This is a genomic window from Methylobacterium amylolyticum, from assembly GCF_030700245.1.
Taxonomy (GTDB): domain Bacteria; phylum Pseudomonadota; class Alphaproteobacteria; order Rhizobiales; family Beijerinckiaceae; genus Methylobacterium.
Genome location: NZ_JAUYZI010000033.1, coordinates 56002 through 79629 on the forward strand (window position 1 = coordinate 56002; position 23628 = coordinate 79629).

General features: G+C 72.9%; 19 protein-coding genes. 6 read left to right on the plus strand and 13 right to left on the minus strand.

Going from position 1 to position 23628, the window contains the following annotated elements:
* Nucleotides 1-74: 74 nt before the first annotated feature.
* Nucleotides 75-1100: an AraC family transcriptional regulator gene (locus Q8W71_RS21635; protein WP_305527476.1), complete on the plus strand. Its 1026-nt coding sequence runs from the start codon at nucleotides 75-77 to the stop codon at nucleotides 1098-1100.
* Between the two features lie 99 nt (nucleotides 1101-1199).
* Entirely contained in the window at nucleotides 1200-1553 is a 354-nt protein-coding gene (locus Q8W71_RS32945; RefSeq protein WP_370875493.1) for a substrate-binding domain-containing protein, read from the plus strand.
* Between the two features lie 122 nt (nucleotides 1554-1675).
* On the opposite strand, the gene Q8W71_RS21640 is transcribed toward Q8W71_RS32945, so the two are convergent.
* Together Q8W71_RS21640 and Q8W71_RS21645 are read right to left on the minus strand one after the other, a co-directional pair.
* Nucleotides 1676-2662: an NAD(P)H-binding protein gene (locus Q8W71_RS21640; RefSeq protein ID WP_305527477.1), complete on the minus strand. Its 987-nt coding sequence runs from the start codon at nucleotides 2660-2662 to the stop codon at nucleotides 1676-1678.
* Between the two features lie 129 nt (nucleotides 2663-2791).
* The gene (locus Q8W71_RS21645) at nucleotides 2792-3910 is read right to left on the minus strand and encodes a metallophosphoesterase (RefSeq protein WP_305527478.1); all 1119 of its coding nucleotides are present in this window, start codon (nucleotides 3908-3910) and stop codon (nucleotides 2792-2794) included.
* A gap of 492 nt (nucleotides 3911-4402) precedes the next feature.
* On the opposite strand from Q8W71_RS21645, the gene Q8W71_RS21650 reads away from it, so the two are divergent.
* The 3 genes from Q8W71_RS21650 to Q8W71_RS21665 are packed head-to-tail and all read left to right on the plus strand — an operon-like array spanning nucleotide 4403 to nucleotide 10405.
* Nucleotides 4403-6124: a Hint domain-containing protein gene (locus Q8W71_RS21650; RefSeq protein ID WP_305527479.1), complete on the plus strand. Its 1722-nt coding sequence runs from the start codon at nucleotides 4403-4405 to the stop codon at nucleotides 6122-6124.
* Between the two features lie 40 nt (nucleotides 6125-6164).
* Nucleotides 6165-9107, plus strand: a complete 2943-nt coding sequence (locus Q8W71_RS32950; RefSeq protein ID WP_370875492.1) for a nucleotide disphospho-sugar-binding domain-containing protein — start codon at nucleotides 6165-6167, stop codon at nucleotides 9105-9107.
* Nucleotides 9108-9145: 38 nt separating this feature from the next.
* Nucleotides 9146-10405, plus strand: a complete 1260-nt coding sequence (locus tag Q8W71_RS21665) for a nucleotide disphospho-sugar-binding domain-containing protein (protein ID WP_305527495.1) — start codon at nucleotides 9146-9148, stop codon at nucleotides 10403-10405.
* 57 nt (nucleotides 10406-10462) lie between these two features.
* On the opposite strand, the gene Q8W71_RS21670 is transcribed toward Q8W71_RS21665, so the two are convergent.
* From Q8W71_RS21670 to solA, 5 genes are all read right to left on the minus strand, one after another.
* Nucleotides 10463-11242, minus strand: coding sequence for an amino acid ABC transporter ATP-binding protein (locus Q8W71_RS21670; RefSeq protein ID WP_305527480.1), 780 nt, complete (start codon nucleotides 11240-11242; stop codon nucleotides 10463-10465).
* A 4-nt stretch (nucleotides 11243-11246) separates the two neighbouring features.
* Nucleotides 11247-12110: an amino acid ABC transporter permease gene (locus Q8W71_RS21675; RefSeq protein ID WP_305527481.1), complete on the minus strand. Its 864-nt coding sequence runs from the start codon at nucleotides 12108-12110 to the stop codon at nucleotides 11247-11249.
* Nucleotides 12107-12856: an amino acid ABC transporter permease gene (locus Q8W71_RS21680; protein ID WP_305527482.1), complete on the minus strand. Its 750-nt coding sequence runs from the start codon at nucleotides 12854-12856 to the stop codon at nucleotides 12107-12109. Before Q8W71_RS21680 ends, Q8W71_RS21675 begins: the two co-directional genes overlap by 4 nt.
* 37 nt (nucleotides 12857-12893) lie before the next feature.
* Entirely contained in the window at nucleotides 12894-13736 is an 843-nt protein-coding gene (locus tag Q8W71_RS21685; RefSeq protein ID WP_305527483.1) for a transporter substrate-binding domain-containing protein, read from the minus strand.
* Nucleotides 13737-13822: 86 nt separating this feature from the next.
* Complete coding sequence (gene solA, locus Q8W71_RS21690; RefSeq protein ID WP_305527484.1) at nucleotides 13823-14992, minus strand: N-methyl-L-tryptophan oxidase; 1170 nt, start codon at nucleotides 14990-14992, stop codon at nucleotides 13823-13825.
* A gap of 523 nt (nucleotides 14993-15515) precedes the next feature.
* On the opposite strand from solA, the gene Q8W71_RS21695 reads away from it, so the two are divergent.
* Nucleotides 15516-16526, plus strand: a complete 1011-nt coding sequence (locus Q8W71_RS21695; protein WP_305527485.1) for a GlxA family transcriptional regulator — start codon at nucleotides 15516-15518, stop codon at nucleotides 16524-16526.
* 63 nt (nucleotides 16527-16589) lie between these two features.
* On the opposite strand, the gene Q8W71_RS21700 is transcribed toward Q8W71_RS21695, so the two are convergent.
* From Q8W71_RS21700 to acuR, 6 genes are all read right to left on the minus strand, one after another.
* Complete coding sequence (locus Q8W71_RS21700; protein WP_305527486.1) at nucleotides 16590-18041, minus strand: class I adenylate-forming enzyme family protein; 1452 nt, start codon at nucleotides 18039-18041, stop codon at nucleotides 16590-16592.
* Nucleotides 18038-18898: an enoyl-CoA hydratase/isomerase family protein gene (locus Q8W71_RS21705; protein WP_305527487.1), complete on the minus strand. Its 861-nt coding sequence runs from the start codon at nucleotides 18896-18898 to the stop codon at nucleotides 18038-18040. The genes Q8W71_RS21700 and Q8W71_RS21705 overlap by 4 nt, the downstream gene beginning before the upstream one ends.
* On the minus strand, nucleotides 18895-20145 hold the full coding sequence (locus tag Q8W71_RS21710) for an MFS transporter (RefSeq protein WP_305527488.1): 1251 nt from the start codon (nucleotides 20143-20145) through the stop codon (nucleotides 18895-18897). The genes Q8W71_RS21705 and Q8W71_RS21710 overlap by 4 nt, the downstream gene beginning before the upstream one ends.
* 12 nt (nucleotides 20146-20157) lie before the next feature.
* Nucleotides 20158-21381: an ABC transporter substrate-binding protein gene (locus tag Q8W71_RS21715; RefSeq protein ID WP_305527489.1), complete on the minus strand. Its 1224-nt coding sequence runs from the start codon at nucleotides 21379-21381 to the stop codon at nucleotides 20158-20160.
* A 132-nt stretch (nucleotides 21382-21513) separates the two neighbouring features.
* Nucleotides 21514-22497, minus strand: a complete 984-nt coding sequence (gene acuI / locus Q8W71_RS21720; protein ID WP_305527490.1) for an acrylyl-CoA reductase (NADPH) — start codon at nucleotides 22495-22497, stop codon at nucleotides 21514-21516.
* 34 nt (nucleotides 22498-22531) lie between these two features.
* Entirely contained in the window at nucleotides 22532-23176 is a 645-nt protein-coding gene (acuR, locus tag Q8W71_RS21725) for an acrylate utilization transcriptional regulator AcuR (RefSeq protein ID WP_305527491.1), read from the minus strand.
* Nucleotides 23177-23628: the final 452 nt, after the last annotated feature.

Here is a 23628-nt window from a genome sequence, read left to right on the forward strand (position 1 = left end):
ATCGGCGTGCCGGGTAGCCGCCAAGGTCCTCATAGGACATAGTGAGGTCTTTAGAGGACACGCGGGAGGCGCCCGTGTTGAAGAAGGTCCCGCTGCCGAGCGAGCGGATCTACGCACCCTACAAGATTGCCGCCCTCGTCGAGGTGCTGGGCGAGCAGGGAATTGCGCCCGAAGACTGCCTTCGCGACACCGGCGTCGACGTGACCAGAGTCCACGACGCCTCGGCGCTCACGTCGGTGCGCCAATACGTGGCCGTGTGCCGCAATGCCCTTGAGCTTTCGCGCGATCCGACGACACCGTTCCAGGTCGGCGCGCGCCTTCACCTGTCGGCCTACGGGATGTACGGCTACGCGCTGATGTCGTGCCTGTCGCTGCGGGACTACTTCAACCTCGGTGTCAAATATCATCTCCTGGCGACGCCGACGCTGACGATCGCGTGGCAGGAATACCCGGATTCGGCGGTCTGGACCTTCCCGGACGAGTTCAGCTTCGCGCCGTCGGGGGACTTGCGGCAGTTCCTGATCGAGCAGCAGTTCACGCAGCAGGTCACCCACCTCCAGGACGTCGCCGGCCGGGCCTGTCCGCCGACGATGGCGCGGTTCTCCTACCCGAGGCCGGACCATGCCGCGGTCTATCCGGATTACCTCAACTGCCCATGCCTGTTCGATCAGGAATGCTGCGAGTTGCGCTACGACAGCGCCATCCTCGATCAGAAGCCGCAACTGGCGCACCGCCTGACATCGTTCATGTTCCAGGACGCGTGCGACAACCTCATCGGAAAAGCGAAGGCGTCGGCCGGTGTGGCCGGTGAAGTCTATCAGATCCTGATGCGCTCCCCGGGCGTGTGCCCGAGCATGGAGGATGTGGCGCAATCGATGCACATGACATCGAGGACGCTTCGGCGCCGTCTCAACGACGAAGGTGTCTCATTCTCTGCGGTCGTCGATGATTTTCATCGCGCGATCGCGATCGAGTATGTCGCCAAGACCAAGCTGAGTTACGACGACATCGCCGTCCTCGTCGGATTCTCGGACGTCGCGAATTTCCGCAGGGCCTTCAAACGGTGGACCGGAAAGAATCCCGGCGAGGTCCGCGGCTGAGTTTTTTGTTACTAGACAGATTTTCTGAAGATCAATTTTTATCGTTTTCTATCTCAATGAATGTTGACGGTTTGCCGGTCGGATCGCGCGTAGCCGAGCCTGCGGGAGCGTCCGCTTTCACCAACGTTCGCAGACCAATCGAGAGTTCGGGACGGGCGCGAAGCAGCCGAAGCGGAGCGGCGCGGCCTGCGCGTCCCCCGGGATCTGTCCGTCGTCGGCATCGACAACCTGGAGATCGCGAGCCATAGCGCGCCGCCCCTGACGACGGTCCATCTGCCGACCGCCGACCTGGGGCGGGCGGTCGCCGAGCATCTGCTCGCCCGTCTGTGCGGCGAGCCCCGGAGCCGCCGCACGGAGATGCCGATCGCGTTGATCGAGCGCCGGTCGTCCGGACCCGCGCCCGACATCGGTCGGCCGGATGCCGAAGGCCGGAGCCGGCTCGAGCCTCGATAGGCGGACGGGGCTCCGGCCGCCTCGGCGCCGCGGTCGAGGTTTCCGCGCGCTTCGTGCTCACGGTGCAGGACGGCCTGTCGCTCCGGGCCCGCGACGTCGGGGCGTCACGGATCCCGGCATCGTCAGAACACGGCGTGGTCGCCGCGCTCGGCCGCCGCCTCGCCGCGGATCACCCGCGCATAATAGGCAAACAGCGTCTCCGACCCCGTCGAAGGGGTGGCCTGCGCATCGTATCGACCGGTCGCCGGATTCAGCACGAGCATGGACTCGGTCGCGTAGTAGCGGCCGATCCGCGCGAGTTCGGCCTTGGCGGCCAGGGCCGGCACCCACCGTCCGACCGTCGCCAGGACGGTGACGATCGCGTTCAGCAGCCCCACCGGGACGTGCGTGAAGCGCGGTTCGCGGCCCAGCAGGGCGAAGAGCTGCTCGCCCTGCGCCCTCGGCGTGATCGCGTCGCCCGGCCCGCCGATCGGCAGCACGCGGTTGCGCCGCGCCGCGTCGTCGAGACAGTCCGCGAGGTAGCGGCCCAGGTCGTCGTCACCGATCGGCTTGCAGGCCGTCAGGGTTCCGTCGCCGAAGACCAGGAACGGCTTGCCGCGTCTCACGCGCTCGATCTGCCCCGAGAGCGACTTGAAGTAGGCGGTCGGCCGGACGATCGTGTAGGCGAGGCCCGAGGCGATCAGGTCCCGCTCGAAGGCGAGCTTGGCGTGCTGGAAGGCGAGGACCGGCTTCTGGACGCAGATCGCCGACAGCAGCACGACATGCCGCACGCCGGCCGCCCGGCTGGCGTGCAGGGCGTTCAGGTGCGCGCCGTAATCGATCGCCCAGGCGTCGTCGGGCAATCCGGTGCGCGACGCGAGGCACGACACCAGGGCGTCGAACGGCTCGCCGCGGATCCCGTCGCGCGCCAACGACGACGGATCGGTCAGGTCCACGACCCGCGCAGTGGCGCCTGCGGGATCCGCCGGGCCGGCCGTGCGCCTGACGAGGCAGACGACCGCGTGACCGCGCGACACCAGCGCGCGCACGGTCGCCCGACCGATCGTGCCGGTCGCCCCCAGAACGAGGACGCGGCGCGGTTGCCCGCCTTCCGGTCGATCCGTGGTCATGAGCGTCTCATCCCGATGCCCGGCCATCCTAGAGCAGGTTTCGCCGAGGCGGTCGCCGGTCCGCGTCGGGACTCTGCGGTTCGTCGAGGATCGGCGCGTGCGAGGCCCCGCCGAACGGCAGGAGCGGTGCTACGGCGGCGTGCGCAGGGTGATCCGCGTCAACTCGGAGGGGCGGCCGAGCCGAAGCGCGAAGCCCGGCCACAGGCCGGTGCCGTTGCTGACGTAGAGGGTCATGCCCCCGACCCGGTACGCCCCGGAGACGAAGCCGGCATTGCCGCGCGCCACCAGCCGGTCCAGGCCGCGGATCATGCCGCCGTGGGTATGTCCGGACAGTTGCAGCCTCACCCCGTGCGCGGCCGCCCGCGCGGCGTTCGCCGGCTGATGATCCAGGAGCACGACCGGCGCACCCGCGGGCGCGCCCGCCAGCGCGGCGGCGAGATCAGGGCCCGGATGGCCGGTGGCGGGCGCCGAGCGGTCGGTCACCCCCGCCACGACCAGCGCTCCGCCATCGCGCCTGAGGATCGTGTTGGCGTTGGCGAGCACGCGGATCCCCAGCCCGGCGAGGTGGCGCATCCAGGCGTCGTAGTCGAAGAAGTACTCGTGGTTGCCCGGCACGGCCCAGACCCCGTCCCGCGCCCGCAGGGCGCGCAGCGGCTCGACGTCCGTCCGTCGCGCCGCGAGCGAACCGTCGATGAAATCGCCCGTCACCACGATCATGTCCGTGCGCAGTGCGTTGGCACGCGTCACGACGGCCCGCGCCCACGTCATCGGGAACAGGCGGCTGATGTGCAGGTCGGAGAGATGCAGGATCGTGTAGCCGTCGAACGCGGGGGGGAGATCCGGAATCGCCACCGTGATGTCCTTCAGCGGCGGCACGCGCACGGCTTGCGCCACCGCCACAGCCGCCAGCATCACGGCCGCCAGGATTGCCGCGTAGCGCCAGGCCATGGGGATCGCCCACCCGCTTCCGGGCAGGACCCAGCAGACCAGCGCCACGGCATCAAGGGCGAGGAGCAGCGGAGCCGCCAGCGCGAGCGCACCGAACGCCCCGTTGAACAGGATCACCACCGGGCGGGGAAACTCCGGCGCGAAGACCGACCCGGAAGAGAGGCGGCTCCACAGGTGATACTGGGAGGCGACGAGCAGCAGGACGGTCGCGCCGAGCTTGAGCGCGAGCGGCCACGGGCTCGGCCACACCACGCGCGCGGCGACGTAGACGGCCGGCAGGCTGGGGATCAGTCGGATCATGGACCGCACCATGGCGAGCGGCATCCGCAAAGCAAAGCTTGCGGCCCGGCCCTCGGGGCGCGGCGGCCTGCGCGGCCGCCGCGGTGATCACCCGATGCCGGTCCGTTCGGACATCAACGGGGCGTCGTCCGCCTGGATGACGCGATGGCGCCGATGCGCTTCGACGTCGCGGTGGACGGGTCGGTCGCCGCGATGGCGCGGGCTGTCCGATCGGCCTGAGGCTGATGGTGGCGTCGGCGCTCGGCAGTCTCGCGCAAGTTGTTCGATCGCCGAAGCAGCTAAACCAGAACAGCAGCAGAAGGTCGCCGGACTGTCGCGCAGATAGCACAGGCTAGTTTGAAACTGCCGTCGATACCCGCTCAACACTGTCCAGGGGTGATCTTGCCGCAGCCCCGGCCATAGACTCGCCACACCGTCCGGACGACGGTCCCATGAAGCGTCCAAGCACTTGGCGTCGGCCAAGAGGGTGGGGCAGCGGGTACGGGGCAGGCCATGAACCCGATCACGTTCAACACCGTCGGCTCGTTCACCTACACGGTGCCGGTGACGGGCACCTACGACCTATCAGCGTTCGGGGCCGGCGGCGGCTCAACGGACAACGGGGCGGGCGGCAGCGGTGCGCAGATCGGCGCCACGTTCAACCTCACCGCGGGCCAACAGCTTTTCATCATCGTGGGCGGCGTCGGCGGCTCCGCTGGGGACGGGGTTAGAAACGGCGCGGGTGGCGGCGGCTTCTCCGAGATTTACACGCGGGACGCCAGCAACAACATCACGCCGCTGCTCATCGCGGGCGGCGGCGGCGGCGCCGCCGCCACCAGAACCGGCGAGAATGCATCCGTCGCCAACCCTGGAACCCTCGGGGGTGGCGGTCTTGGCGGCGCTTCAGTCGCCGGCAACGGTGATGCTGGGGCCGGCGGCGGCGGTGGGGCCGGCGCGACGGCCAACGGCTTCAACGGCAGCAATGCGGCCGGCGGCGGGACGTCCGGCCAGGGAGGCGCTGACGCCGCCAACGGAGCGGCCGGGGGGGCGGTGCAAACCCCTGGAGGCTTCGGTGGCGGCGGCGGCGGCGGCGGCGTCGTAGGCGCGGGCTTCGGCGGCGGCGGCGGCGGCGGCGGCGCCACCGGTGGAAGGGGTGGATCCGCTGACGTGTCGGCCGCCGGTCCTTTTCTTGAAGGCGGTCGCGGCGGCACCTCGTACATCTCGAACACGGGCGTCCAGAACTTCGCCGAGACGATGTCCGGTAACACCGTCAGCCGGGGCAACGGCAGCGTCCGCATCCTGGCTCCGGGCAACAACGTCCCGTGCTACTGCACCGGCACGCGCATCCTGACGGATCGCGGCGCAGTCGCGGTGGAGGATCTGGCGATCGGCGACACCGTCGTCACCGCCTCGGGCGCCCGACGCCCCATCCGCTGGATCGGCACCCGGAGCTACGGCGGCCGCTTCGCCAACGCCAACCCCGCCGTCCTGCCGGTCACCGTGCGCGCGGGCGCGCTCGCCGACGGGGTGCCGGCCCGCGACCTCGCCGTCTCGCCCGACCACGCCCTGTTCCTCGACGGCCTGCTCGTGCCCGCCGAACTCCTCGTCAACGGCGCCAGCATCACACGAGCCGAGCGGATCGAGAGCGTCACCTACTGGCACGTCGAACTCGACAGCCACGACGTGCTGCTCGCCGAGGGCGCGCCGGCCGAGAGCTACGTCGACGACGGCGGCCGGGCGATCTTCCACAACGCCGCGAGCTCCCGGGCGCCGTGCCCGGGCGCCGCGCCGGCCGCGGCCGCCTACTGCGCGCCGCGCGTGGCCGACGACGGGGCGCACGGCTACGCCCTGGAGGCGATCCGGCGGCGGCTGGCCATCCGCGCCGGCCTGCCGGTGGCGCGCGCGCGGGTGTTCGGCGCCCTGCGCGGCGCCGTCGAGGCGTGCGACGGCCGCCGCGTGACCGGGTGGGCGCAGGACGCGGCGCACCCGGACGGGCCGGTCTGCCTCGACGTCGTCGTGGACGGTGCCACCGTGGCGCTGGTCTACGCCGACGGCTACCGGGCGGACCTCGAGGCCGCCGGCATCGGCGACGGCTGCCACGGCTTCGCCCTCGACCTGCCCGAGGCGCTCGACGGCCGTGCCCCGCACACGGTCGAACTGCGCCGCTCGGCCGACGCGACGAGCCTCGGGATCCTACACCTGCCGGCGCTCGCCCGGAGCGATCGGGCGGCTTGATCGAGCCGTCCGGCCAGGGGCGAGCGGCGAGGGGCGGTCCGTGGCGTTGCAGGGGAACATCGATCGCCTGACCCGCCGCGGAATCGTCGGCTGGGCGCGCGACGCGGACGCGCCCGACACCCCCGTCAGCCTCGTCGTCACCGTCGACGGCCGTCCGGTCGGGCGCTGCCTCGCCGATCGGCCCCGCGAGGATCTCGTGCAGGGTGGCGTCGGCCATGGCCGCCACGGGTTCGATTTCGCCTTCCCCGAGCGGGCGCTGCCGCCGCTCGCCCGCTGCACGCTCGCCCTGCGCCGCGAGGGCGACGGCGCCGCCCTGCCGGGCTCGCCCTGCACCGTCGAACCCGTCACCGCCTTCGACGCCGATCTGCGGGCCCGGCTGGCCCAGGCGCTGGCCGAGCCCGTCGACGCGGCGGAGGGCGCGCGGCGGCTCGCCTTCCTGCTGGAGCAGGCCCAGCACCTGCGCCAAGCCCGCGCCGACCGGGGCCACGACGCGGCCGCCGGACCGCGGCCCGCGCTGGCCTCCGTGCCCGCGCGGCCGCGCGCCCTGGTGATCGACGCGGCGATGCCGGCGCCGGACCGCGACGCCGGCTCGAACGTGATCCTGTCGCACATGCGCGCGCTGGGTCGGATCGGCTACGCGGTGACCTTCGTGCCGATCGACCTCGCCGGGGACGCCGCCGCCCTGGAGGCGGAGGGCATCGCCTGCTGCCTGTCCCCCTGGTACGCTTCGGTCGAGGAGGTGCTGGCCCGCCACGCCGGCGCCTTCGCCCTGGTCTACCTGCACCGCGGCGAGATCGCCGCGCGCTACGGCCAGCTCGCGCGCGACACCCAGCACCGCGCGCGGCTCGTCTACAGCGTGGCCGACCTGAGCCACCTGCGCACCGCCCGCCGCGCCGCGGTCGAGGATCGGGCGGATCTCGCCGCCTACGCCGAACACCTGCGCTTCGTCGAGCTGACCGCCGCGCGGATGGCGGACGCGGTGATCACCCACTCGACCTACGAGGCGGCGCTGCTGCGCCGGCACATCCCGGCCGAGCGGGTGCACGTCGTGCCCTGGGCGATCCCGCCGCGCCCGACGCTCACCCCGTTCGCCGCCCGGCGCGGGCTGGCATTCCTGGGCAACTACCGCCACCCGCCCAACGCCGACGCGGCGCGCTGGCTGGTCGAGGCGGTGATGCCGGCGGTCGCGGCACACGATGCCGACATCCCGTGCCTGCTGGTCGGCAGCGGCATGCCGGACAGCCTGCGGACGCTCGCGGGCACGCGGCCGGGCGTCGAGGCGGTCGGGCAGGTCGCGGACCTCGCCGCCGTGTTCGACTGGGTGCGGCTCACGGTGGCGCCGCTGGCCTACGGGGCGGGGGCGAAGGGCAAGGTGCTGGACAGCCTCGCGGCGGGGGTGCCGTGCGTGTGCACGCCCGTGGCGGCCGAGGGGCTCGACCTGCCCGAGCCGCTGGCCGGCCTCGTGGCGGAGACGCCCGCGGGCCTCGCCCGGTCGATCGCGGCGCTGCACGGCGACGCGCGGCTGAACCTCGCCTGCGCCGCGGCGGGTCTGGCCTATGTCGGCGCGCGGCTCACCGAGGCGCGGGTCGACGCGCTGATGCGGGCGGTCGTCGGCCGCGCGGGCTCCGGCGACGCGCCCGCCTCCGCCGCAGCCGATGACGGTCGCGAGCGCCCGTCCGCCGCCGAGGTCCGGGCGGAGCGGCGGATCGACGTCGCCCTGCTCGCGGTCGGGACGCACGGCGACGTGCTGCCGCTCGTGGCCCTGGGGCACGCGCTCGCCGCCCGCGGCCACGGCGTCTCGCTCGCGGCGCCCGCCCCGTTCGAAGCGATCGTGCGCCGCGCCGGCCTCGCCTTCCAGCCGCTCGGCACGGTCGCCGACTACGAAACCTTCATCCGGCAGCCCGGGCTCTGGCAGGCGCGCAGCGGCTTCCGGGCGGTGTTCGCCTACGCCGCCGCCGTGGCCGAGACCGCCTGCCTGTGGCTCGGCGCGCTCCGGGCGCGGGCGCCGGGGGTGGTCGTGGTCGCCTCGCCGCTGGCCTGGGGGGCGCGGATCGCGCAGGATCTCTACGGCCTGCCGACCGCGACGCTGCACGTGATGCCGTTCCTGATCGAGAGCGCGATCGACCCGCCGCGCCTGCCCGGCGGGGCGCTGCTGCACGCGCTGCCCCGGTGGACGCGGCCCTACGTGCGCTACGGCGTCGACACCTTCGCGGCCCATCCCGTGGCGCTGCCGCCGCTGAACGCCCTGCGCGCGCGCTTCGGGCTGCCGCCGGTCCGGCGGCTGCGGCACTGGTGGAACAGCCCGGACCGGCTCCTGCTGATGTTCCCGGACTGGTACGCGCCGCGGGCGGCCGACTGGCCGGAGCAGGCGGTGCAGCTCGGCTTCGCCCTGGCCGACCGGTTCGGCGACGCAGGCGAGCTGCCGCCGGGTCTCGCCGCCTTCCTCGACGCGGGCCCGCCGCCGCTCGTGTTCACCTACGGCTCGGCGATGCGCGCGAGCGTGGCGTTCTTCGAGACGGCGGTGGCGGTGTGCCGGGCGATGGGCCGGCGCGGGGTGCTGCTCGCCGCGCAGGACGGCCAGATTCCGGCCGACCTGCCGCCGGGGATCCTCCACGTCCCCTACGCGCCGCTCAGCGCGCTGCTGCCGCGCTGCGCGGCGCTCGTCCACCACGGCGGCATCGGCACGGTCGCGCAAGCCCTGGCGGCGGGGGTGCCGCAGCTCGTGGTCCCGGTCGCGTTCAACCATTTCGACGACGGGCACCGCCTGAGCCGCAGCGGCCTCGGCGCCGTGCTCGGCCGCCGGGCGTTCCGGGCCGACCGCGTCGCGCGGGTGCTGGAGCGCCTGCTGGGCGATCCGGATGTGGCGCGGGCCTGCGCGCGGGCGAAGGTGCGGCTGGCGGCGGACGACGCGCTCGCCCGGGCCTGCGACGCCGTCGAGGGCTTGACCGCCCTCGGGCCGCGGCGCGCGCCGCCCCTGCCATAGCTCCGCGCATGGCTGGTCGGCGCATGGATGGTCCGGGCCTGGATATCCGTCTCGTCGCGCTCGGCTCGCACGGCGACGTGCTGCCGTTCATCGCGCTGGGCGCCGAGCTGAGCCGGAGAGGGCACGGCGTCACCCTCGCCGCGCCCGCGCCGTTCGCGGCGCTGGCCGGGCGCGCGGGCCTCGCCTTCCACCCGCTCGGCACGGCGCAGGACTACGACCGGCACAACGCCGAGCCCGACCTGTGGCACCCGCGGCGGGGTGTGGCGGCCGGCTTCCGGTACTACGCGGCGATGATCGAGCCGACCTACCGCTGGCTCGCGCAGACCGCGCGGCCCGGGTCCGGCATCGTGGTCGCGTCGACCCTGGGGCTCGGCGCGCGCGTGGCGCAGGACAAGCTCGGGCTGCCGCTCGCCACCGTCCACGTCATGCCGGTCATGGTCGAGAGCCGTCACGCCCCGCCCGTGCTGCCCGCGGTTCCGCTGTCCGGGCTGCTGCCGGCGTGGCTGGTGCACCGGATCGGGCGGTTCGCCGACCGGTACGTGATCGGGCCGGCCGCGCTGCCGAGCCTGAACGCGCTGCGCGCCGAACTCGGGCTGCCCCCGGTCCGCCGCCTGCGCCACTGGTGGAACCTCGGCACGCGCGTCGTGCTGATGTTCCCCGACTGGTACGCGCCGCCGCAGCCGGACTGGCCGGCCAACGCCGTGCAGGTCGGCTTCCCGGTCGCGGACCGCTTCGGCGAGGCGGCCACCCTGCCCGACGATCTCGCCGCGTTCCTGGAGGCCGGGGAACCGCCGCTCGCGTTCACCTACGGCTCGGGCATGCGCCAGGCCGGTCCCTTCTTCGACACGGCCGTCCGGCTGTGCCGGCGCACGGGCCGGCGCGGGGTGCTGCTCGCCCCGCAGGACGGGCAGGTCGCCGAAGACCTGCCGCCCGGGATGATCCGGACCGCTTACGCGCCGCTGAGCCTGCTGCTGCCGCGCTGCGCCGCCCTGGTCCATCACGGGGGCGTGGGCACGGTGGCCCGGGCGCTGGCGGCGGGGGTGCCGCAACTGATCGTGCCGGTCGCCCTCGACCACTTCGACGAGGCGCAGCGCGTGACGCGCCTCGGGGTCGGTACGGCGCTGTCGCGCCGCCGGTTCACGGCGGGCCGGGCGGAGCGCGCCCTCGCGCGTCTCACGACGGATCCGGCGGTCGCGGCCGCCTGCGCGACGGCGCGGACGCGCATGGCAGGCGATGACGGCGTGATCACCGCCTGCGACGCGATCGAGGCGCTGTCCGAAAGACACGGGAGCCGATAGGCCGTCGACCACGGCCGCATTCCAACCTCGCGTTCCAGGGCCCGTCCCGAGGGATCGTCAGAGAACCTGCGAGAGGAACCGGCGGGTGCGCGCGTCCTGCGCGGACGCGAAGAAGGTCGCGGGCGGCCCGTGCTCGACGATCACCCCGCGGTCGGTGAAGTAGATGTGGTCGGCCACGTCGCGGGCGAAGTTCATCTCGTGGGTCACGAGCATGCAGGTCATGCCCTCCTCGGCGAGTTCGCGGATCGTGACCAGCACCTCCTTGACCGTCTCCGGGTCCAGCGCGGCGGTGACCTCGTCGAACAGCATCACGTCGGGCCGCATCGCCAGCGAGCGGGCGATGGCCACGCGCTGCTGCTGGCCGCCGGACAACTCGCCGGGATAGGCGCCCTCCTTGCCGGCCAGCCGGACCTTGGCCAGCAGCGCGCGCGCCCGGGCCTCGACCTCGCGCCGGTCCTGGCCGAGGACGTGGAGCGGGGCCATCATCACGTTCTGGAGCGCGGTCTTGTGCGGGAACAGGTTGTACTGCTGGAACACCATCCCGACCTTGCGGCGCAGCGCCAGCTTGTCGAGCCGCGGATCGGTGACCGTGATGCCCTCGACCTGGATCGTGCCCGCGGTGACCGGCACCAGCGCGTTGACGCAGCGGATCAGCGTCGACTTGCCGGAGCCCGAGGGGCCGATGATGCAGATCACCTCGCCCTTGCGCACGTCGAAGCTGATCCCCTTCAGGACCTCGAAGGTCCCGAACGCCTTGTGCACGTCGACGAGGCGGACGATCGGCTGATCGGGCGTCCAGCCCGCGGACGGGGTTCCGGCGGTGGTCGCGCGCGTCATGCTGTCAACGGGTCTCGAAGCGGCGTTCCAGGGCGGCGGTGAACCGGTCGATCGGGTAGCAGTAGAGGAAGAAGCACAGCAGTGCGAAGCCGTAGAGCGGGGCGAACAGCTCCGGGCGCCCGCCCTCGGCCGCGTGGACCTGCGCGGTCAGCGTCAGCATCTCGGTCACCCCGACGATCGAGGCCTGCACGGTGGCCATCGCGATCAGCGCGTAGACGTTCATCCACGGCGGCAGCATCCGCTTGGCGCACTGGGGCAGGATGATGCGCCACATCGTCTGCCGCCGGCTGAAGGCCAGGGACTCGGCCGCCTCCCACTGCGTGTCCGGCACCGAGCGCACCGCGCCGCGCACGATCTCGGCGACGTTGGCCATCACCGGCAGGCTGAACCCGAACGTCGCCTTCAGCCAGTCGGGCAGCGGCACCCGCACGCCGAACACCGTGACCTGGAACGGCACGAGGAACATCACGAAGAACAGCAGCACCAGCCAGGGCAGGTTGCGGAACACCTGCGTGACGCACCACGCGACGCGCGGCAGCACCCGCCCCTCCGCCAGCATGGCGAGCCCGAGCCCGACGCCCGCGGCGGTGCCGATCGCCATCGCCATCAGCGAGATCGCGACGTTGAAGGCGAAGCCGGTGAGCAGGAGCGGCGCCCACTTGATCACGACCTCCAGCGGCGACAGCACTGCGGCCCCGCCCTGCGCCCAGGCCGGGAGGGCGATCACCGCGAGGCCGCACAGCAGCCAGAGGTGGGCGGGGCGCAGGCGCGCCGCCGGGCGGGCGTCGGCCAGCGCGAACGGCAGCAGCACCGGCAGGTCGCCCGGCCGGCCGGACGGGGGCAGATCGCTCGGGGCCGGGGCGCTCATCGGCCGTATCCGGGGATGCGCAGCGCCCGCTCCCAGCGGTGCATGATCCACACGAGCACGCCGACGAGGAAGGCGTAGGTCACGAGCAGCACGAGCATCATCTCCAGCACGTTCTGCGACTCGGACCAGATCTGCTTGACCGCGTACAGCGTCTCGGGGACGGCGATGGCGTAGGCGAGCGTCGTGGTCTTCAGGAGATTGATCAGGTTGTTGTTGAGCGCCGGCAGGCACACCCGCAGCGCCAGCGGCAGGACGACGTGGCGGTAGGCCTTGAACCGGGTGTAGCCCAGCGCCTCGGCGGCCTCGATCGTGGTCTTGGGCACCGCCTCGATCCCGGAGCGGAAGATCTCGACGTTGAACGCCCCGGCGAACAGCGACAGCGAGAGGATTGCCCACTGCACGTTGTTGAGGATCGGCGCGCGCAGGCCGTCCGCCGTGCGCACGTCCGGCAGCAGCGTGCCGAGGCCGAAGTAGAAGAAGAAGATCTGCACCAGCGGCGGCGTGTTGCGGAACACCACCACGAAGCCGTTGACCAGCCCCCGCAGGAGGCGCGACGGGCCGCTCTGCACGAGCGCCCCGACCGCGCCGATCACGAGGCTCGCCAGGATCGTGCTCAGGGCGAGCAGCAGCGTCATCCGCAGGCCGGCGACGTAGCGGTCCCAGTCGTAGGGGTCGTAGAAGACCGTGAAGTTGAAGCCCGTGGTCTCGTAGAGACGCTGGAACCACGCCTGGACCGCCTCGATCATCGCGGGCGATCACCCCGGCTCGTCGCGAGCGCGCGCATCAGTTGGTCGCGTTCTTGTACTTCTCGTGCATCGCCTTCGAGTAGGCGGTCGGCTCGATGCCCCACTTCCTCTCCTCGTCGACGATGAAGCCGGTCTTCATCCAGTCCTTCGTCGCGTCCTCGACCACCGTCTGGAGCGTGGTGTTGCCCTGCGCCACCGCCATCATCCAGGGCGCGTCGAGGATGCCCTTCAGCGGCAGCGCGTAGTTGGCCTTCCAGTCGTCGTCGAGCAGCTTACCCTGGAGCATGCTCTGGTCGTAGACGTAGCCGAGGCAGTTGCCCTGCTTGAGCGCGAACAGCGGCTTCTCGGAGCCGTCGAAGGCGACGATCTCCGCCCCGTAGGTCCGCGCGACGTCCTTGTTGTACCACGCCCCCGAGGTCGCGCAGAGCGGCTTGCCCTTGAGCTGCGCCCAGTCGGTGATGCCGGAGGACTTCGGCAGCATCACGTTGACGAAGTCGGAATAGTATTGCGGGTCGATGGCCTGCACCACGCGGCGGCGCTCCGGCTTGTCGGACAGCGTGGCGATCAGCAGGTCGACCTTGCCCTGTTGCAGGAACTCGATCCGGTTGGCCGAGACCACCGGCACCAGTTCGAGCTTCACGCCGAGCCGCTTGGCGAGATCGGCGGCGAGGTCGGGCTCCAACCCGATGATCGCGCCGCTCGGGTCGCGGAAGCCGAACGGCTTGTAGTCCGCCTTCACGCCGACGATCAGCGTCCCGCGCTTCTTGATCGCGTCGACCCCGTCGGCGGCCTCCGCCCGGCCGGGCCACGCGAGGGTCGGGATCGCCGCGAGCGCGGCCAGCGCGCCGGTGGCCAGGAAGGTTCGGATCGTGGGTCGCATCGGGTCGCTCCTGCGCGGGAGGGCTGATCTCGGGTGCGCTGATGGTGGCACGGTTTCAAGCAAGCCACGAGCCATCGGCCGGCGCGTCAACCGAAGCGTGCGAGGGCGAACGGGGCGAGGTCGACGCGGCCGGCCCCGCCCGCCAGCTCCGCGGCGACCGCCTCGCCGATGCCGGCCGAGTGCTTGAAGCCGTGCCCGGAGCAGGCGGAGACCACGAGCACCCGGTCCATCCCGGGGTGCCGGTCGATGATGAAGCCGCGGTCGGGGGTGACCGTGTAGACGCAGGCCGCCGCCCGCACGACCTCGGGCGTCGCGCCGGCCAGCCGGTTCTCGACCCGCAGCCGGTACATCGCGTCGGATTCCGACGGGTCGACGCGGCGCTCGACCCCGTCGGCGGTGGTGGCGGTGCTGTACTGCTCGGTGGCGACCTTGATCGAGCGGTCCCCCGGCATCGGCGGGAAGCCGTAGAGGTAGTCCGTGTCGGTCGTCCCGTACATCCAGATGAAGACCGGCGCGTCCGGCCCGTAGGCGGTGTCGTCGGCCAGGGCGTACCAGTGCAGGAGCTGGCGCCGGACGGTGAGCAGCCGGTCGAACGGACTGCCGAGCAGCGGGGCGGTCCAGGCGCCCGCGGCGACCACGGCGCGGTCGGCCAGGATCGGGCCGTCCGCCGTCTCGATGCGGATGCCGTCCCCGTCCTGGCGCAGGTCGGCGACCGCGCAGCCGGTGCGGATCTCCGCCTCGGAAGCGGCCGCGCCGCGCAACTGCGCCGCGAGGCAGCGCTCCGGGAACACGTAGCCGCCGCCGGGCTCGTAATAGGCCTTCTCGTCGCCCGCGAGGTTGAGGAATTGCGGGAAGCGGCGGGCGACCTCGGCGCCGTCGAGCACCGCGTGCGCGATCCCGGCGCCCTCCGCCGCCGCGATCGAGCGGCCGACGAAGTCCGGCTTGCCGTGATGGGACGAGACGCCGTGGCCCGGGGCCATGACGAGGGCGCCGCAGGCGTTCAGCAGGGTCTCGCCGGTCTCCGCCTCCAGCGCGCGCCAGATCCGGTGCGAGGCGGTGACGAACGGGACGTAGTCGCTGCCCTCGCCGACGGCCTGGCGGGTGATCCGCGTCTCGCCGTGGCTCGACCCGAGCGCGTGCGGCGGCGCGAACCGGTCGAGCCCGACCACCGCGGCCCCGCGCTTGGCCAACTGGTAGAGGGCGGCGCTCCCCATCGCCCCGAGGCCCAGGACCGCGACGTCGAACCGGCGGCTCATTGCCCACGCTCCGGTGCGGCGCGGCGACGGGAGGCGTCCGCGGACGATGGGGGGAGGGCGGGGCCGGGCATCCTGGGGCGATCTCGGGCAGCGTGGTGTCGCGGAAGACGGTGCACGTCCGTGCGGCGTCCGGATCGGCTGGTCCCGCCCGCCCCCTCATCCTGAGGCCTCCGCTTCGCGCGGGCGCCTCAGGATGAGGGGGTTGGTCGGGAGTGCCGGGCTGGACACCGAAACGATCGTGCACCGTGGTCGCGGCCCCCAGAATGACGCGCTCCCGCGGTTGCGCTTGATCCCAGCAGACGGTTTCTTGCACCGATGAGCCAAGTGGACCGATGATACCGTTTCCGGGTGAACCGTTCGGTGATCCGGGCCCACGCCGTCATCGCGAGCCGTAGGCGAAGCGACCCAGGGCTGCGCGCGGTTTGAGACGGTGGCGCCCCTGGATTGCTTCGCTCCGCTCGCAAAGACGGAGAGGGTCGATCCCGAACCCTTCAGCCGGAAGCCGTATGAGCCAAGTGCACCCATGAGCGATGCGCGCGCGCAGATGCCGGACGCGGCCCGCCCGGGGCCGGGGGATCGGCCGCAGGAGATCGGCTTCATCCTCGTCCCCGGCTTCGCGCTGATGTCGTTCGCCTCCGCCTGCGAGCCGTTCCGGGCGGCCAACGATCTGGCCGGACGCACCCTCTACCGGTTGCGCTACTTCGGCGAGGGCGAGGACGAGGGCGAGGGCGCGCGCGGGGGCCGGGTCGCGTCGTCCTCCGGAACCGAGGTCCCGACCGAGGACCTGCCCCGCGAGCGCGGGGACCTGCACACCGTGTTCGTCTGCGCGGGCGGCGAGCCGACCGGGTGGGACCGGCCGGCGATCCACGCGGCGCTGCGGCGCATGGCCCGGTACGGCGTCCGGGTCGGCGGCATCTCCGGCGGTCCCTACCTGATGGCGGCCGCGGGCCTGCTGGCGGAACGCCCGTTCACGCTCCACTGGGAGTATGCCGGCGCCACGGTCGAGGCCTTCCCCGGGGCGCGGCTGACGCGGGCGCGCTACGTCGCCGACGCCGACCGCCTGACCTGCGGCGGCGGCGTCGCCCCCCTCGACATGGCCTACGCCCTGATCGCCGAGCGCATGGGGACGGCGTTCGCGCGGCGCGTGCTGGACTGGTTCCTCCACACCGCGGTCGGCGCCGCGGACGATCCGCAGCGCGCCTCTGCGGCCGAGCGCTACGGCGTCCACCATCCGGCCCTGCTCACCGTGCTCGAAGCGATGGAGAAGACCGTCGAGGCGCCGCTCGGCCGCCGGGCGATGGCCCGCCTCGCCGCGGTCAGCGAGCGCCACCTCGATCGCCTGTTCCTGGAGCGGTGCGGCGTGCGCTTCTCGGCCCAGTACCGGGCCGTCCGCCTCGCCCACGGCCGCCGCCTGCTGCGCCAGAGCCCGCTCCGGATCGGGGAGATCGCGGCCGCCTGCGGCTTCTCCAGCGCCGCCCACTTCTCCCGGAGCTACCGGTCCCATTTCGGGTGCAGCCCGTCCTCGGAACGCTGAGGCGGGTCCCCGCCCTCACGCGCGCCAGGGATCACGCGCGCCAGGGATCACGCGCGCCCGGGATCACGCGCGTCCCGGATCGAGGGAGGCGGTCGCGGTCCGCGGCCGGAGCGTCAGGGCGGCGACCATCGCGCGGCTGGCCTTGCCGGTGGCGCCCGCGGGCAGCGCGTCGCCGAACACGATCACGTCCGGCACCTTGTAGCGCTCGATCCGGGCCGAGACCCACGCCCGGAGGTCGTCCGCCGTCGGCGCGGCGCCGGGTGCCGGCACGACCACCGCGTGGATCGCCTCGCCGAGGCGGTCGTCGGCGACGCCGGCGCAGAGCGCGGCCGCGACCTGCGGGTGCGTGCACAGGGCGTTCTCGATCTCCAGCGGGGAGATCTTGTTGCCGCCGCGCGCGATGATCTCCTTCGAGCGCCCGACGAGTTCGATCCGGCCGTCGCCGTCGCGCCGCACGAGGTCGCCGGTCCGGAAGAAGCCGGCCTCGAACGCGGCCCGGGTCAGGCCGGGATCGTCGAGGTAGCCGAGCATGCCGCAGGCGGTGCGGATCCGCAGCTCGCCGGCCTCGCCCGGCCCGGCCTCCGCGCCGTCGTCCCGGGCGATGCGGAAGTCCACCCCCTCGGTCGGGGCGCCGAGCGCGGCCGCCTGTCCCGTCTGCCCCGGCCGGTGGCAGAAGTCGCAGGAGCCGGTCTCCGTCGAGCCGTAGAGGTCGACGAGGTCGGCCCCGGGCCAGGAGCGGGCGACGGCCTGGGCGAGCGCCGGGCTCAGCGCCTCGCCGCCGGTCAGCACCGCGCGCAGGCGCGGGGCGGCCGGGCCGCCGTCGGCGAGGAGCGCCCGCAGCATGGTCGGCACCGCGGCGAGCACGCTCGCCTCCGCCAGCAGGCTCGCCAGGGTCGCGGGGGCGAATTTCTGGACGAGGACGAGCCGCGCGCCGGAGCGGATCGCCAGCAGGCTGGCCCAGATCCCGAAGATGAAGGTCAACTGGAGCGGCACCGCGACGACGTCGTCCGGGCGGAACGAGAGCAGCCGGTCGAGGAACGCGAGCTTGCGCGCCAGGGCGTCGTGCCCGAGCACCACGCCCTTCGGCGCGCCGGTGCTCCCGGAGGTGAAGACCACCAGCGCCGCCCCGTCGAGCAGCGGGCGGTCCGGCGGGGGCCTGATCGCGATCCCGTGGGTGGCGATCCCGTCGAGGGCGTGGCCGTCGAGGCGGAAGCGGGCCCCGGTCGCCCGCTCGACGGCCGCCCGCGTGAGCGGCGCCGCGGACAGGTGGACCGGCACCGCGACCGCCCCCGCCATCCAGACGCCGAGCAGCGTGCCGAGATCGGCCGCGCGGTTGCCGATCGCCACGTGGACCGGCTCGTGCCGGCGCACGCCGGCCGCGGCCAGCACCCCGGCGACCAGCTCCCCGTGGGCGGCCAGCTCGGGGCCGGACAGGCCCGGGCCCGAGACCTCGTCCACCCGGCTGCCGGGGCGGGCGAGGCCGTCCCGCAGGAGCGCCGCGAGCGCCCCCGTCACGCGTCGGCTCCCGGGAAGCGGGAGTCGCGCCACGCCAGCGCCGCCTTCAGGCCCTGCGACCGGGCTATGTCCATGAAGGCCCGCTTGTCCGGGGAGCCCTCGCCCTCGATCAGCAGGTCGATGTCGAGGGCCGTCTCCAGGGCCTCCAGCATGCCGCGCGCCTCGATCTGCCGGTTGATCGCCCGCTTGGTCTCCTTGACGAGGTTCGGGTCGATCGCCGCGATGTGCCGGGCGAGGCGGAGCGCGGCGGCGTCGAGGTCGGCCGCGGGCACCACCCGGTTGACCATGCCGATCTCGTAGGCGCGCCGGGCCGGGACACGGTCCTCGCCCGTCAGGATGATCTCCTTGGCGATCTTCGGCCCGACGATCCAGGGCAGGAGCATCACCACGATGCCGGCGCCGAACTTCAGCTCCGGCTCGCCGAAGAAGGCGTCGTCGGCCGCGACCGTCAGGTCGCAGGCCAGCGCCAGCTCGCAGGCGCCCGCGAGGCACGGCCCCCGCACCGCCGCGACGGTCGGCTTCGGGCAGTGCCAGAACCGCATCGGCACGTCGAAATCCTTGCGCAGGATCGGGCGCCACTGGCTCACGCCCTCGGGGCGCAGCGCCATCTGGTCCTTGAGGTCGAAGCCCGAGGAGAAGGCGGTGCCCGCCCCGCGCACGATCACGGCGCGCACCGCCGCGTCGGCCTCGGCCGCGTCCATCGCCCGCGCCAGCTCGTCGAGCATGGTCGCGCTGATCGCGTTGGTGCGCTCCGGACGGTTCAGCGTGATCCGGGCGACGGGGGCGAACGATTCGCCGGCGATGGTCTCGTAGGTGATCGTGGTGAAGTCCACCGGCGGCGTCCTCCGCGCTGTCATTTGCGTCCTCCGGCCAGGCGCCGGGCCTCGGGCAGGCGCCGCAGCCGCAGCATCGAGATCAGCCCGAGGAAGGGTCCGACCGCGAGCAGGGCGAAGGCGAAGCGCCAGCCGAGATGGGTCCCGGCGAAGGCGATGAGCTGGATGCTGACCAGCGTCAGCAGGAACCCGACGCAGGTCTGCACCGTCAGCATGGTGCCGACGAGGCGCCGGTCGCTGAGTTCGCTGACCGCCGCCGAGAACTGCGCCGAATCGGCGATCACCACCACGCCCCACAGGACGCCGACCGACAGCACCGCCCAGGCCGGCCCGCCGAACAGGAAGCCGATCCCGACCGCGCAGCAGCCGCTGGCGAGCATCGAGGCGCCGGTGACCAGGGTGCGGCCGAACCGGTCGGCCGCCCAGCCGCCGAGCATGGCCCCGAACGCGCCCGCCGCGACGACGCAGAACGCGGCGAGTTCCGGCGGGAACGGGGGCGCGTTGCCGTAATGCTCGCGGAAGCTCGCCGCCATGAAGGCGCCGATCCACGCCCACATCGCGTAGAGTTCCCACATGTGGCCGAGGTAGCCGAGGTTGGCCAGCCGCACGCCGCGGTTGCGCCACGCCTCCAGGGCGTTCCGCAGGCTCGGCGGCGGCACGGCCGAGGTCACCGGGCCGAGCCGGACGAGGCCGATCAGGGCGGCCGACAGGAGCGCGCCCAGAGCCGCCGCCAGGACCGGCAGGTGCCAGTCGACCTGCCCGAAGGCGGCCACGAGGTGGGGGAGGGCGGAGCCGAGGGTGAGCGCGCCGACCAAGAGGCCGATCAGCAGCCCCAGGTCGCCCACCGCCCAGGTCGCGGCGATCTTCATGCCGACCGGGTAGACCCCGGCCATGCACGCCCCCGTCACGAAGCGCAGCACCGGCACTGCGGGCGAGGTCGGCTCGAAGGCCAGCATCGCGAGGTTCGAAAGGCCCGCCACCGCCGCGCAGCCGCCGAACAGCCGGCGCAGGTCGAACCGGTCGGCGAGCCCGAGCAGCGCGCTCACCAGGGTGCCGGCGACGAAGCCCGCCTGCACGCTGTTGGTCAGCAGCGCCTCCTGGAACGGGCTCAGCGACCACTGCGTGCGGATCGCGCCCACGGAGGCCGTGGTCGCGAACCACGTGGCCATGGCGGCGATCTCGCTGAGCAGCAGCAGCGCGATCGCGGTCCGCTTGGCTCCGGTCCCTTCGGCGGCGGCGGATCCGCCCGGTCCGGCGTGACGGGGCGCCATGGCCGGAGGGCCCTACTTGGCCGCCGTGATGGCGCCGAGCGGGCAGCCGCCGTCGGCGATCGGCCGGAACGCCTGATCGCCGGGGATCGTGTCGACGAGCTTGTAGTAGTCGTAAGCGCCCTTCGACTCCGCCGGGCTCTTCACCTCGAACAGGTAGAGGTCGTGGATGGTGCGCCCGTCCGCCCGGATCGAGCCCTTGCCGAACAGCGGGTCGTCGGTCGGCATCGCCTTCATCTGCCCGACGATCTCGGTGCCGCGATGCGCCTTGTCCTTGTCGCTGGCGGCGATGGCCTTCATCCAGTGCAGCATCGCGGCGTAGACGCCCGCCTGGTTCATCGTCGGGTAGCGGCCGCCGTTGCGCGCCGCGAACCGCTTCGACCAAGCCCGCGTGCCGTCGTTGAGGTCCCAGTAGAACGCCTCGGTGAGCGTCAGGCCGTGGGCGACCTTCAGGCCGAGCGAGTGGATGTCGGAGATGAAGGCGAGCAGCGCCACGAGCTTCTGGCTGCCGCCGTCGGTCAGGCCGAATTCCGAGGCCTGCTTGATGGCGTTGATGGTGTCGCCGCCGGAATTGGCCAGGGCGACGACCTGCGCGCCGCTGCCCTGGGCCTGGAGCAGGTAGGAGGAGAAGTCGGTGCTCTGGAACGGCGCCAGCACGTGGCCGAGGGACTTGCCGCCCGCCTTGGTCACGGCCTCGGTGGCGTCGCGCTCCAGGGCGTGGCCGAAGGCGTAGTCCGTGGTCAGGAAGTACCAGGACTTGCCGCCCTGCCGGATCACCGCGCGGGCGGTGCTGTTGCCGAGCGCCCAGGTGTCGTAGGTCCAGTGGACGTTGGTGCGCGTGCAGTGCTTGCCGGTGAGGTCCGAGGAGCCGGCGCTGGCGATCAGGAACGCCCGGTCCTTCTCGCTGGCGATGTTCGACACGGCGAGCGCGACGGAGGAGGTCGGCACGTCGACGATGGCGTCGACCTGATCGACGTCGAACCACCGCCGGGCGATGGCCGCGCCGATGTCGGGCTTGTTCTGGTGGTCGGCCGCGAGGACCTCGACCCGGAAGCCCTTCGTCTCCGGCTTGAAGTCCTCGACCGCCATGCGCGCCGCCTCGACCGAGCCGGGACCGGCGATGTCGGCGTAGAGGCCGGACTGGTCGTTCAGCACGCCGATCCGAAAGGTCGGGAGCGGGTCGGCCTGCGCGCCACCCAGGCCGCCGAACAGCATCGCGAGCGCAAACACACGCTTCATGGTCGTTCCTCCGGGGTTGTGACCGGCCGATTTTTTTGTCCGTCGGCTCGATCGCTGCGTATCGACTCTCGTCAGATCATGTCGCTTGAACCTGTACTTCGTCCTGGGCCGATGCCGCCGCGCCGCGCGCGATCACCGGTTGACGTCGACGATCACCCGGCCGCGCACGCGGCCCGCCATCAGCCGGTCGGCGGTGGCGACCACCTCGGTCAGGCCGATCTCGCTCGTCATCGCGTCGAGCTTGACCGGGTCGAGGTCGCGCGCCAGCCGGTTCCAGGCCGCCACGCGCTCGGGGCGCGGACACATCACGCTGTCGATGCCGATCAGGCTGACGCCGCGCAGGATGAAGGGGGCGACGCTCGCGGGCAGGTCCATGCCCTGGGCGAGGCCGCAGGCGGTCACCACGCCGCGGTACTTCGCGGCGGCGCAGACGTTGGCCAGGGTGTGGCTGCCGACCACGTCGACGGCGCCGGCCCAGCGCTCCCGGGCGAGCGGCCGGCCGGGCTCCGAGAACGCGGCCCGGTCGAGGATCTCGGCCGCGCCGAGGCCGCGCAGGTAGTCGGCCTCCTCCGGCCGCCCGCTGACCGCCGCGACGGTGTAGCCGAGCCCCGACAGCAGGGCGACCGCCGTGCTGCCGACGCCGCCGGCCGCGCCGGTGACGACGACCTCGCCCGTGTCCGGACCGACCCCGTGGCGTTCGAGGGCCATCACGCACAGCATGGCGGTGTAGCCGGCGGTGCCGATCGCCATCGCCTGCCGGGGGGTGAACGCGTCGGGCAGCGGCACCAGCCAGTCGCCCTTCAGGCGCGCGACCCCTGCGAGGCCGCCCCAGTGGGTCTCGCCGACGCCCCAGCCGTTGAGGATCACCCGGTCGCCGGCGCGGTAATCGGGGTGCTGGGAGTCGCGCACCACCCCGGCGAGGTCGATGCCCGGCACCATCGGGAACGACCGCACCACCGGACCCTTGCCGGTGATCGCCAGTCCGTCCTTGTAGTTCAGCGTCGAGTGGCTGACCTCCACGGTGACGTCGCCCGCGGGCAGCCGCGCCTCGTCGATCTCGCGCAGGCCGGCGCGGTATCCGGCCTCGTCCTTCTCGATCAGGATCGCCTTGAACATGCGTTGCACTCCGTCGAGGGGGGTCAGCGGGGGCTCAGCGCGCGAGGCTGGCCAGGAAGTGGTCGGTGAACAGGTCGAGCGGCGCTGCGCTGCGCTCCAGCTTGGCGCGCAGGACCGCGCCCTCCCAGCCGATCCAGAAGACGGCCGCGAGCGCGGCGCAGTCGGCCTCCGGCGCGATCGCCCCGGCGGCCCGCGCCTCCGCCAGGCAGCGCTCGGTCCGGGCCTGCCAGTCGAGCAGCACGCCGTGCAGGCGCTCCCGGAACGCCTCCGGCAGGGCGCTCATCTCCTGGCCGAGATTGCCGACGACGCAGCCGCGCCGGAATTCGAACCGCGCCATGCCCGCCCGCGCGTCGGCGACGAAGTTCCTCAGCCGCTGGAGCGGCGCCGCGCCCTCGTCGAGCAGCCACCGGTCGAGCTTGCGCGCGAAGTAGGCGGCGTAGGTGTCGATCAACTCGGCGCCGAACGCGTCCTTGCTCGGGAAGTAGTGGTAGAACGACCCCTTCGGCACGCCCGCGCTGCGCAGCACCTCCTCCAGCCCGGTGGCCGAGTACCCCTTCTCCGAAAGGGCCGCGACGCCGGCCCGGATCAGCGCCTCCCGCGAGGTCCCGTAGCCGGGCTCGATCCGCGGCGGTCGGCCCCGCCGCCGGGGCAATGCGTGCAGCGTCGATTCGGACGTCATGTTTTTCTAGTAGACCGGTTGTCTACTAAATGCAACGGAGCGGCTTTCGGGCCTCTCCTCCACACAAGGGCTACGCTATTCGCACGTCGTGTCGAGCCCGCGCGCCTCTCCCTCCCCCCTCTGCGGGGGAGGGTGGCCCTCGCGTGAGCGAGGGCCGGGAGAGGGGAGCCCGGCTTCCGGCACGGTCGCATCAGCGCGTGCCGCGCGCCACCTCCGGCACCGTCGCTCCCCTCACCCGACCCCCTCCGGGGGCCACCCTTGTATCTAGGAGGCGGCCCTGTGATGTGCTGAGATTGGGGCTGCGCCGGGTGGGGTGGCCACCCCACCCGGCGCGCGGCGGTTGGCGCCCGCCCACCCTCCGGCCACAACCGTGGGAGAGCTTTGGGACCGAACGCCGCCTCGTCACGCACGACCGGACAGTCGCTCGATTGCCGCTCGCATGGACAAGGCAG

Bases quoted from the DNA above. Each gene is read 5' to 3' on its own strand.
- Q8W71_RS21640 (WP_305527477.1), bottom strand. From the start codon at position 2,662: ATGACCACGGATCGACCGGAAGGCGGGCAACCGCGCCGCGTCCTCGTT.
- Q8W71_RS21645 (WP_305527478.1), bottom strand. From the start codon at position 3,910: ATGATCCGACTGATCCCCAGCCTGCCGGCCGTCTACGTCGCCGCGCGC.
- Q8W71_RS21650 (WP_305527479.1), top strand. From the start codon at position 4,403: ATGAACCCGATCACGTTCAACACCGTCGGCTCGTTCACCTACACGGTG.
- Q8W71_RS21670 (WP_305527480.1), bottom strand. From the start codon at position 11,242: ATGACGCGCGCGACCACCGCCGGAACCCCGTCCGCGGGCTGGACGCCC.
- Q8W71_RS21675 (WP_305527481.1), bottom strand. From the start codon at position 12,110: ATGAGCGCCCCGGCCCCGAGCGATCTGCCCCCGTCCGGCCGGCCGGGC.
- Q8W71_RS21680 (WP_305527482.1), bottom strand. From the start codon at position 12,856: ATGATCGAGGCGGTCCAGGCGTGGTTCCAGCGTCTCTACGAGACCACG.
- Q8W71_RS21685 (WP_305527483.1), bottom strand. From the start codon at position 13,736: ATGCGACCCACGATCCGAACCTTCCTGGCCACCGGCGCGCTGGCCGCG.
- solA (WP_305527484.1), bottom strand. From the start codon at position 14,992: ATGAGCCGCCGGTTCGACGTCGCGGTCCTGGGCCTCGGGGCGATGGGG.
- Q8W71_RS21695 (WP_305527485.1), top strand. From the start codon at position 15,516: ATGAGCGATGCGCGCGCGCAGATGCCGGACGCGGCCCGCCCGGGGCCG.
- Q8W71_RS21705 (WP_305527487.1), bottom strand. From the start codon at position 18,898: ATGACAGCGCGGAGGACGCCGCCGGTGGACTTCACCACGATCACCTAC.
- Q8W71_RS21710 (WP_305527488.1), bottom strand. From the start codon at position 20,145: ATGGCGCCCCGTCACGCCGGACCGGGCGGATCCGCCGCCGCCGAAGGG.
- Q8W71_RS21715 (WP_305527489.1), bottom strand. From the start codon at position 21,381: ATGAAGCGTGTGTTTGCGCTCGCGATGCTGTTCGGCGGCCTGGGTGGC.
- acuI (WP_305527490.1), bottom strand. From the start codon at position 22,497: ATGTTCAAGGCGATCCTGATCGAGAAGGACGAGGCCGGATACCGCGCC.
- acuR (WP_305527491.1), bottom strand. From the start codon at position 23,176: ATGACGTCCGAATCGACGCTGCACGCATTGCCCCGGCGGCGGGGCCGA.